The organism is Marseilla massiliensis (genome assembly GCF_016899855.1).
In the GTDB taxonomy this organism is placed as follows: Bacteria; Bacteroidota; Bacteroidia; order Bacteroidales; family Bacteroidaceae; genus Prevotella.
In genome coordinates this window covers 1-9,296 of record NZ_JACJJG010000103.1, presented here as the reverse complement: position 1 = coordinate 9,296, position 9,296 = coordinate 1, and the positions used below count along the sequence as shown (strand labels likewise).

Here is a 9,296-nt window from a genome sequence, read left to right as displayed (position 1 = left end):
CTGGAAACCCGGTCCTGCGACAATCAAGGGAAACTCGTCAGGGCGGCACAACTTCATGCGCCCAACGGCCGGCACGAGGATATCTGAATGGTATCTGTCGGGTAACGTTATGGAGGGTATGCCTGAACTGTCAGAGGATAATGTGAAGGGTGTTGAGGTTGACGGCGACGCCTCGAAGGTAAAGTTCGTTGACGAGTTCATCGTTCCCTCGAAGTTCTATCCTGACTACAAGTTCGACGTTACGGCATACACCATGAAGGATAAGCTCGAGAGTGCCGAGGACGCTTACCGGACAGTGTTGGCCAATGTTGGCACTATCAACCGCGACGCGATAGAGAAGCGTATCATACGCGAGGCCACCGAAGGCACCGCTACGTATGGTGGCAGCTGGCAGAATAACGGCAAGTATGGAATAATTGACGACCAGACTGACGCTGAGATGGTTAAGCAGGAAAACGGTTTCTCGATATTCCCTGACGCTCCGGAGCCTATTTACCGTGATGAGAACTTTGATTCTGACGGCGACGGAATGCCGGATGAGTGGGAGACGGCCAACGGTTTCGACCCCGCCGACGCTTCCGACGGCAATTATATCAACGCCGAAGGCTACACTGCGCTGGAGAAATACCTCGCAAGTCTTATGGGCGAGGAAATCAAAGGAGAGTTCGGCACGTCCACTTCGATACGCACCGAGCATGCCGTTAAGTTCGATATAAGCGTAGAAGGTTCTGTAATCAAGGTGACGAGCGAGGCCGACGTATGCGGAATGCATGTGTTTGACGACATGGGCAGGTGCCGTCTTACGTCAGCTTTGACCCGCGGCGAGAACACTATTGACGCCAGCACGTTAGGCAAGGGCGTGTTCATCGTGTGGGTGACCGACAAAGACGGTTACCGCAACGCAAAGAAAGTGATGTTAAACAAATAGTATAACCTAAAACGAAAAGACATGAAAAAATCTTTATTCACGGCAGCATTGCTGCTTACGGCGTGGTCATACGCCGGGGCGAGCGTCAATACTGACGCCGCAAAAGACAACTACACGGAAACCCAGTGGGAACATTACGCTGCGGCGGAGTTTGCCGGTGGTACGGGAAATAAAGACGATCCCTACCTTATCGCAACTCCGGAGCAGTTCGCAAAGCTGGCAGTCGAGATAGAGAACCTGGCTGCCGACGACAACAACTGGGACAATATGTTCACCGACGGAGTGTATTTCCTCCAGACTGCCGACCTCGTTTTCAACAATGACGTCATGGGCAAGACTTCGTGGGATGAGTACGGAGACCAGAGCGGCATTGATGCTACAGGATTGAGGACATTCGGCGGCATAGGCTATCAGGCTGGAGAGTATGACTATCAGCGTTTCTCGGGTTACTATGACGGTGGAGGCCATTCTATCAAAGGTGTCTACCTGAAAGGCGAGAAGTCGTCTACAGGACTGTTCAACTTTACCGAAGGTGGCGAGATAAAGAACCTCGTCGTAGAGGATACGTATATGTCGGGTAACGCCAACGTAGGCCTTATCGTCGGCACGGCCGACGGAACCACCGTCATCAACTGCCAGACGAGCGGCACTATCTATTGCGGCGGCTCTTACCATGCAGGATTAGTAGGTACGCTTACCGGAGGCGGCAAGGTGCTTAACTGCGTTACGTATGCGTGGACATGGGGAAAGAACAACATCGCGGGCCTTGTAGGTTCTGGCCGCAACACCTCGCTTATCCAGAACTGCTACTTCGGCGGATGGCTCGGAGGCGTAGGCTCCAACCTGGCTTCATTCAAGTGGTGGGGCGCAGTGTGTCCTGAACTGGGCAAGTCTGAACTTACCACGACCATACCTGACCCCGAAGACCCGACGGGCGAGGGCGTTATAACGATATGCGAGAACCCCAGCAAGGCTGTAGACTGCTTCTGGACTGACACCTGCACCGTGCGCCACAAGAGGCTGAACCCGATAAAATGGCTGCCCGCCGAGGCTTACAACGAGAAGTCAAACTGCGACTACGGCGTGTTCGAGAACTGCAAGAAAGTTGCCTTGGCTGAAGTTTCAACCATAGTTGACGAACTGAACAAGAAAGCTCAGGAAATCGACGGCGCATGCCAGTGGGAAGTAGGAGAGGACGGTCTGCCGTCACTTGTGTTCGAAACGAGCACCGGCATAGGCTCGATTACGGTTGAAGGAGACGCCGACGGAGTGTATGACGTGTTTGACGTGACCGGAAAGCTCGTCATGAAGGGCGCCCGCGGCACGGCAGACCTTGACCGTCTGGCCCGTGGCGTGTACATCATGAACGGCAAGAAATACGTGATTAAATAACGTACTGATATCCAATGAGTTATAAGAGGCCGTCTTTTGGTCTGCAAAAGACGGCCTCTTAGCGTGCGGAAGGTGGCCTTTTGGAAGCTAAAAGGCCACCTTTTATAAAACATATCATAACATGGAAAACATAAGGATTTCATTGCTTGCGGCGGCAATGGCTCTGCCGCTGTGTGCCGCTGCCCAGCATGGGCTTGCGGGATTTGCCACGTATGCCGACTTCGGACTTGACGGAACGACGGGCGGAGGGGACGGACAGGTGGTCCGGGTGAGCACCCGCGCCGAGCTTGAGCGCTACGCCAGAGGCTCCGAGCCGTACGTAATAATAATTGAAAACGACCTTGAAGGCGGTGGGCTTAACGACCAGAAGGACTACGTGTCGATAGGCAGCAACAAGACGATAGTGGGCGCCGGCGACGGAGTGACGCTTAACGGTCTCGGCTTCGACGCCAACGGCCAGAGCAACATCATTGTGCGCAACCTGGCGGTAAGGAAGGCCAAGCCCGACGGAATGGCTTTCCGCGACTGCCACCACGTGTGGATTGACCACTGCGACCTGTCCGAATGCGACGACGGAGCGCTCGACTTTACCATCGGCTCGAGCTACATGACGGTGTCGTGGACGAGATTCCACGACCACGACAAGGTGTCGGTGTGCAACTCTGGCACGCAACACTACGAGGACTACGGCCGCCAGCGCGTGACGTACCACCACTGCCGCTTCGAGAACACCACGCAGCGCAACCCGCGGATAGGCTACGGTCTGGGGCACGTCTTCAACAACTATTACACCCGTAACAGCTCGTATTGCGTGGGATACCATACGCGCGCCAAGGTGATAGTTGAGAACTGCTACTTCGAGAACACCAATACGCCATTTGAACAGATGTATTCCGACGACCCCATGACGGCCAGTTATGCCGACGTTCTGTCGCTCGGCAACAAGTTTACGGGCGTAAACGGCAACACCAAGGATACGGGCACGGGGTTCGATACGGACATGTATTACGACTATAAGTTCGCGCTTGACGACGTTGCCGACGTGCCCGGGCTTGACGGGAAGGTAGGCCCCGTGGCAGGAATAGAGGACGCCCCGGTGCCGTTTCCCGGCGACGGAGCTATAGGAATAGACGCCGGCGTGACGCCATGGTGTGGCAATACGGCTTCAGCCGATACTTACCGCTACTTCATCGGAACTACGGAGGACGGCATGGCCGAGCTTGACACCGCCACGTTTGACATGCAACCCGGCACCACCTATTACTGGAAGGCCGTGGGCACGACCGCTGACGGCACCGCTATGGAGAGCGAGACATTCCGCTTTACCACGGCGCAGGCCAAGCCCACATGGCCCGTTCCGGCCGACGGCGAGCTGCATGCCGAGCTGCGTGAGGTGGCGCAGGAGCGTGCCGCGTGCGTTCCCGCAAGCCTGCGTTGGCACCGCGCCTTCGGCACGGAATATTATAAGGTGTATCTGAGTGACGACGAGCAGATTGACGAGAGCGACCTTATCGGCGAGACTGAGGCCACTGAGATAAGGCCCGAAGCGCTGAAGTACGGCACGAAATACTACTGGAGGGTTGACGCTGTGGCTGCCGACGGCACCGTCACCACGGGCGACGTGTGGAGCTTCGGGTCAGACATCAGGCTCGTGACCGAGGGCCGTACCGAGATGGAGCACGCCGTGCTGTCGGGTCGAGTGTTCAAGGAAGTTGAAAACGGAGTGTACTTCAAGGCATCGAACGACACCGTAACGGTAGGCGAAGCCGGGCCGGGCTGTATGACGGTAACGTGGAACGGCATGCCCGCGGCATACGACATAACGACCACTTACTTCGACGAGAATGACGGACAGGGATGGTACGGGCTGAGTGTCAACGACGAACGGATAGACCAATGGACGGCATCGGCCAATAACGAGAGACTGATGAAGCACCTGACCAAGGACGTGGCGCTGAATCCCGGTGATGAAATAAGGATAGACTTCTACACCGACAACAAGATGATGAACCGCACCGACTGCATCGACATAGCCGAGGCGGCCGGAGCGTCGGGCATTACGGAGACTGCTGCCGGCGACAGGCGTGAACCTGGACGGATATATACGGTCGACGGAATATATGTCGGGCGTGACATTAACCAGCTGACAAAGGGCGTTTATATCATTGACGGAAAGAAGTTCGTCAAAAGGTAACGAACGGACTTTAAGTGTACGGCCATGCGCCGTTTAGTTTTTTTATCTACTATTTCTTGTTTCCTGACTTATTATTTATTAATTTTGCAGACTTGCAAAACATGTCCGTAAAACAATGGCGGACAAGTCAGGAAACGAGAAATGGATACAGTTAACAACAATAATAATGAGTTCGTAAGGCAGGTGGCCGAGCAGAAATACGAGTTCGGCTTTACTACCGACGTGCATACGGACATAATCGACGTAGGACTTAACGAGGACGTGGTGCGTCTCATCTCGGCAAAGAAAGGTGAGCCGGAGTGGCTGCTCGACTTCCGCCTTAAGGCCTTCAACTACTGGAAGACGCAGGAGCAGCCCACGTGGGGGCACGTTCATGTGCCCGACATCGACTATCAGGCGATATCCTACTATGCCGACCCTATGGCCAAGAAGAAGGACGAGGGCAAGAAGGAGATTGACCCTGAGCTGATGAAAACGTTTGACAAGCTGGGCATTCCGCTCGAGGAACGCCTCGCGCTGAGCGGTCAGACGGCCGTCGACGCGATAATGGACTCGGTGTCGGTGAAGACTACGTATAAGGAGAAACTGGCCGAGAAGGGTATCATATTCTGCTCGATAGGCGACGCGGTGAAGAAGCATCCCGACCTTGTGCGTGAGTATTTGGGCAGTGTTGTGCCGTACCGTGACAACTTCTTCGCCGCGCTTAACAGCGCCGTTTTCAGCGACGGCTCGTTCGTCTACATACCCAAGGGCGTGCGTAGTCCGATGGAGCTCAGTTCGTATTTCCGCATAAACGCGAGGAATACGGGGCAGTTCGAGCGTACGCTCATCATCGCCGAGGACGACAGCTACGTGTCTTACCTTGAAGGATGCACCGCTCCGATGCGCGACGAGAACCAGCTTCATGCCGCCATCGTCGAGATAATAGTGAAAGACAACGCCGAAGTGAAATACTCAACGGTGCAGAACTGGTATCCCGGCGACGAGCACGGGCGAGGTGGTGTGCTGAATCTCGTGACCAAACGCGGCGACCTGCGGGGCAATAACTCGAAGCTCTCGTGGACGCAGGTAGAGACGGGGTCGGCAATAACATGGAAGTATCCGTCGTGCATATTGCGCGGAGACAACTCGGTGGCGGAGTTTTATTCCGTGGCAGTGACCAACAATTATCAGGAAGCTGACACCGGAACGAAGATGATTCACTTGGGAAAGAACACCAAGAGTACCATCATAAGCAAGGGTATCAGTGCCGGACACAGCCAGAACTCTTACCGCGGACTGGTGCGCGTGTCGCCTAATGCCGACAATGCCCGCAACTATTCGTCGTGCGATTCGCTGCTGTTGGGCAGCGATTGCGGTGCCCACACGTTCCCGTATATGGACATACACAACGACTCGGCGATAGTGGAGCACGAGGCTACGACGAGCAAGATAAGCGAAGACCAGCTGTTCTACTGCAATCAGCGAGGCATACCTACAGAGCAGGCCGTGGGCCTTATCGTCAACGGATATGCCAAGGAGGTTTTGAACAAGCTGCCTATGGAGTTTGCCGTTGAGGCTCAGAAGCTGCTTAGCGTGTCGTTGGAAGGCACAGTGGGATAGTAATTCAAATTAAAAATTAAGAATTAAAAATTAAAAATTGGCGGGGTAGTGCCGTAGGGGTTTATCGGCTCGTCAACGATATATATAAAAATGTTGTTATGATGAATACAAGACCATTGATTGTTTTAGTCTTGCTGCTTTGTTTGTCAAGACTTGTGGCAAACGCTCAGGACGATGACTCGCGGCGATGGGCAATAGATTTCAGACTCAGTCCTGTAAAGCCGATTGTAACGCTCAACGAAACTCCTGACAAGTATTACGACCCGATAAAGACTGGAGGCGGTCCTAACTTCTCGGCTCACATAGAGTATTTCATTCCGCAGACAGGCTTCTCTGTTGTCGGCGGCTATGACCACGAAGTGATGGATTTCTACTCAGGCGACGTGTCGGCCGATCTGTCGCAGATTATGCTTGGCGGACGCTGGTATTTCCTGTCAAAGTCATGCGCGCTGCAGCCTTATCTCGGCGTAAGCACCTTCTGGAACGTTGCCGGGCGCAAGGATGCAGGCACAATGAGCATGTCGGGAATGTATGGCAGCTATGAGCGCAAGTACAGCGTGAGCAGCCCCGTGCTGAGTGTGGCGCCGGTGGTTGGCCTCGACATTTATATGTTCTCGTGCGTGGCTCTTGAGATAGACTACGGCTTCCGCATGGCTGTCGACGGACATACATCGTCGCAGACGACATTCGGAAAGGACACAACACCCTATGCAATGCGCTCGCCGATGCACCGCCACGCGCTGTCAGTGGGACTGAAAGTTACGTTCCCGTTCAAGTTCACAAGCAGTGACTTCGGCGGACTATTGGATTCTCTTTTAGATTTGAAATAAACAACTCAGGCAGGCGCAAGCCGTAAGGCCGGAATAAATTATAAATATGTTAGAAATAAAAGACTTACACGCCAAGATTGGCGACAAAGAAATATTGAAGGGCATCAATCTCACCATAAAGGACGGTGAGACGCATGCCATAATGGGACCTAATGGCTCGGGCAAGAGTACATTGAGCGCCGTGCTGGTTGGCAATCCGCTTTATGAAGTTACAGCAGGCTCTATAACCTTCAACGGCAAGAACCTGCTCGAGATGAAACCTGAGGACAGGGCACACGAAGGACTCTTCCTCTCGTTCCAGTATCCCGTGGAGATTCCGGGCGTGTCGATGACCAACTTCATGCGTGCCGCAATAAACGAGAAACGCAAGTATGAGGGCAAGGAGCCGCTCAACGCAGCCGACTTCCTGAAGCTGATGCGTGAGAAGAGAAAGATTGTTGAGCTTGACAGCAAGCTGTCCAACCGCTCTGTGAACGAAGGTTTCAGCGGCGGCGAGAAGAAGCGTAACGAGATTTTCCAGATGGCAATGCTCGAGCCAAAGCTCAGTATCCTGGACGAGACTGACTCTGGCCTCGACGTTGACGCGCTGCGCATTGTTGCCGAAGGCGTCAACAAGTTGCGCACACCGGAGTCGAGCTGTATCGTCATCACTCACTATGAGCGCCTGCTCGACATCATTAAGCCAGACATTGTTCACGTGCTCTACAAGGGACGCATCGTAAAGACCGCCGGTCCGGAGCTGTCTAAGGAAATCGAGGCACGAGGATACGACTGGATTAAAGAGGAAGTTGACGGCATTTAAGTAGTAAGGAGAGGAGAAGTAAAGGAGTAAGTAGATTTACATCACGGCTAAGTATATTGGTCTTATTCGGCTCATTTGCCTTATTTGTCAGATAGTCATTTGCTTTTAACTCCTTTAACTTCCTTAACTCCTTTAACTTCTAAAAATAAACAGAATGCAAAGTGAAAAACAATATATCGACCTCTACGGACAGTGCCGCGACATGCTGATGGGGCACAGCGCGGCGCCGATGAACGCCGTGCGTGACGCCGCTTTTGACGACTTCAAGCGTCTTGGCTTCCCCACGAAGAAGGTCGAACGATACAAATACACGGACATCCCGGCGCTGTTTGAGCCTGACTACGGGCTTAACCTGAACCGTCTGGAGATTCCGGTAGACCCGTATGAGGCGTTCCGTTGCGACGTTCCGAACCTCAGTACGTCGCTGTATTTTGTCCTTAATGACGGTTTTTACGATAAAGCCCTGCCTAAAGGACATCTTCTTCCGGACGGTGTTGTTGTATGTTCGTTGGCTAAATACGCCGCTGAACATCCCGACTTTGTGGCTAAGTATTATGCCAAGCTGGCCAAAACGGCTGATGACGGCATAACGGCTCTCAACACAATGCTGGCCGAGGACGGACTGCTTGTCTACGTGCCGAAGGGTGTTGTGGTGGATAGAGCAGTGCAGGTAATCAATATCCTGCGGTCGGATGTCGACCTGATGGTCAACCGCCGTGTGCTCATTGTTGTCGAGAAGAATGCCCAGATCAAGCTGCTCTTCTGCGACCATGCCGCCGACGACCGCCGTTTTCTTGCCACACAGGTAATAGAGGCGTATGTCGGCGACAACGCTTCGCTTGATCTTTACTGTCTGGAGGAAACCCACGTGAAGAACGTTCGTGTGAGCAATGTGTTCATCGAGCAGCAAAGGGACAGTCGTGTGAGCCACAACGTGATAACGTTGCATAATGGAATAACGCGCAACCGCACCGACCTTGTGTTCGCAGGGGAGGGCGCCGAGTGCGACCTTTACGGTTGCGTGATAGCCGACAAGCACCAGCACGTTGACAACAATACGCTCATTGACCATCGTGTAGGCCATTGTACAAGCCGCGAATTGTACAAATACGTGCTCGACGGCAACGCCGTGGGCGCTTTCGCAGGCCGTGTGTTGGTGCGCCACGGGGCTCAGAAGACGGTGTCGCAGGAGACCAACCAGAATCTTTGCGCCACAAAGGAAGCACGCATGTACACCCAGCCAATGCTCGAAATTTACGCTGACGACGTTAAGTGCGCACACGGAAGCACCGTCGGCCAGCTCAATGACGCCGCCTTGTTCTACATGCGTCAGCGTGGTATATCCGAGCGTGAAGCCAAGCTCCTGCTTGAATTCGCGTTCGTAAACGAGGTTATCGACGGCATAAAGCTTGACCCCCTGCGCGACCGTCTGCACTATCTCGTTGAAAAACGGTTCCGTGGTGAGCTGAACAAATGCGAGGGATGCAAACTTTGTAGATGATTTTCAAGGAGTTAAGGAGTTATGAAGTTAAGGAGTTAAGACAAATG

7 protein-coding genes are annotated in these 9,296 nt (G+C 53.6%); all 7 read left to right on the top strand.

Annotation, left to right across the window (positions count from 1 at the left end):
* A partial coding sequence (locus H6A34_RS12170) for a thrombospondin type 3 repeat-containing protein (protein WP_239480873.1) occupies positions 1-928 on the top strand: 928 nt, incomplete at its 5' end.
* A gap of 21 nt (positions 929-949) precedes the next feature.
* The gene (locus H6A34_RS12165; RefSeq protein WP_205105738.1) at positions 950-2,320 is read left to right on the top strand and encodes a hypothetical protein; all 1,371 of its coding nucleotides are present in this window, start codon (positions 950-952) and stop codon (positions 2,318-2,320) included.
* A gap of 121 nt (positions 2,321-2,441) precedes the next feature.
* Positions 2,442-4,514 carry a pectate lyase family protein gene (locus H6A34_RS12160; protein ID WP_205105737.1) on the top strand — a complete coding sequence of 691 codons (2,073 nt, stop codon included), beginning with the start codon at positions 2,442-2,444 and terminating at the stop codon, positions 4,512-4,514.
* A gap of 141 nt (positions 4,515-4,655) precedes the next feature.
* Positions 4,656-6,116 carry a Fe-S cluster assembly protein SufB gene (sufB, locus tag H6A34_RS12155; RefSeq protein ID WP_205105736.1) on the top strand — a complete coding sequence of 487 codons (1,461 nt, stop codon included), beginning with the start codon at positions 4,656-4,658 and terminating at the stop codon, positions 6,114-6,116.
* A 98-nt stretch (positions 6,117-6,214) separates the two neighbouring features.
* The gene (locus H6A34_RS12150; RefSeq protein ID WP_205105735.1) at positions 6,215-6,946 is read left to right on the top strand and encodes a hypothetical protein; all 732 of its coding nucleotides are present in this window, start codon (positions 6,215-6,217) and stop codon (positions 6,944-6,946) included.
* A gap of 46 nt (positions 6,947-6,992) precedes the next feature.
* Positions 6,993-7,748, top strand: a complete 756-nt coding sequence (gene sufC, locus H6A34_RS12145; protein ID WP_205105734.1) for a Fe-S cluster assembly ATPase SufC — start codon at positions 6,993-6,995, stop codon at positions 7,746-7,748.
* 154 nt (positions 7,749-7,902) lie between these two features.
* A complete protein-coding gene (gene sufD, locus H6A34_RS12140) occupies positions 7,903-9,249 on the top strand; it encodes a Fe-S cluster assembly protein SufD (protein WP_205105733.1) in 1,347 nt (448 codons plus the stop codon).
* The last annotated feature ends 47 nt before the right edge of the window (positions 9,250-9,296 follow it).